1 protein-coding gene is annotated in these 1,333 nt (G+C 60.8%); it reads right to left on the bottom strand.

Annotated features, from left to right (window positions below):
• Nucleotides 1-165: 165 nt before the first annotated feature.
• On the bottom strand, nucleotides 166-1,333 hold a 1,168-nt coding region (locus tag HV796_RS42465), incomplete at its 5' end, for a hypothetical protein (RefSeq protein ID WP_217478250.1).

The following is a 1,333-nucleotide window of genomic DNA, read 5'->3' as shown; positions in this document are numbered from 1 at the left end:
GGCATTCCTTTCAGAAATGGCATCCCGGTGATCGACAGCACACCGGTTCAGCAATCGCTCGCCGCCTGATGAACCTGCTCACCGCGTACACCAGATTTGACAATTGCTCGATGAGAACGGGTCCTTGTGTCGCTGCGAAGTGTTGTCGCGGCACGGTCGGCCGGGCTATCCGCGCTTTTCTGCTTTACTTTGCAGCTTGAACCCGAAGGCCTGGTTGAGCGCAGCGCGCGTGTTGGCCTGCAAGCCATGATGCGCGATACCCTCGTTGACTGCCTGTTCAAGCGCGGCAGGACGCGCACCCGGACCGCTGCCCGCAGGCACCAGTTGCGACCATGACTGACCCTGTTCTTCCAGATGCACCAGGAACCGGTTGACGCTAGAGCGGTAGGTCTTACCCAGTTCTTCAGGCAGATCCTTCAGCAGATCCTTGTGCTCCTGAAGATCCGGCGCAAGCCGAACTATTCTTGTGTCGCCTTGCAGTTTGAGTCCGAAGGCCTGGTTGATGGCTGCGCGCGTGCTGGTCTGCAAGCCATGATGCCGGATACCCTCGTTGACGGCCTGTTCAAGCGCGGCAGGACGCGCACCCGCACCGCTGCCCGCGGCCACCAGTTGCGACCATGACTGTCCCTGCTCTTCCAGATGCGCCAGGAACCGGTTGACGCTAGAGCGGTATACCTTACTCAGTTCTTCCGGCAGATCCTTCAGCAGATCCTTGTGCTCCTGAAGATCCGGCGCTCTGTGTATATCGCCTTGCAGCCTGAACCCGAAGGCCTGGTTGATAGCTGCGCGCGTGTTAGTCTGCAAGCCATGATGCCGGATCCCCTCGTTGACTGCCTGTTCAAGTGCGGCAGGACGCGCACCCGCACCGCTGTCCGCGGGCACCAGTTGCGACCATGATTGCCCCTGCTCTTCCAGATGCGCCAGGAACCACTTGACGTTAGAGCGGTATGTGCGATCCAGTTCTCCGGGCAGATCCCTCAGCAGATCCTTGTGCTCCTGAAGATCCGGCGGAACCAGGGCCCATGCTCCTTTTATGTCGCCTCGCAGCCTGAACCCGAAGGCCTGGTTGAGCGCAGTTCGCGTCCTGGTCGGCAAGCCATGATGCCGGATCCCTTCGTTGACGGCCTGTTCAAGCGCGGCAAGGCGCGCACCCGCACCGCTGCCCGCGGCCACCAGTTGCGACCATGACTGTCCCTGCTCTTCCAGATGCACCAGGAACCGTCTGACGCTGGAGTGGTATCTCCGATCAAGTTCCCCGGGCAGATCCTTCAGCAGATCGATGTGTTCAGGTAATGTCGGAGCGAACCTTGCGGGGGGCCTTGCGCGACTGCTG

The organism is Paraburkholderia humisilvae (assembly GCF_902859855.1).
Lineage (GTDB): Bacteria > Pseudomonadota > Gammaproteobacteria > Burkholderiales > Burkholderiaceae > Paraburkholderia > Paraburkholderia humisilvae.
The sequence above is the reverse complement of the archived record's forward strand: the minus strand, read 5'-3'. Positions and strand labels throughout refer to the sequence as shown.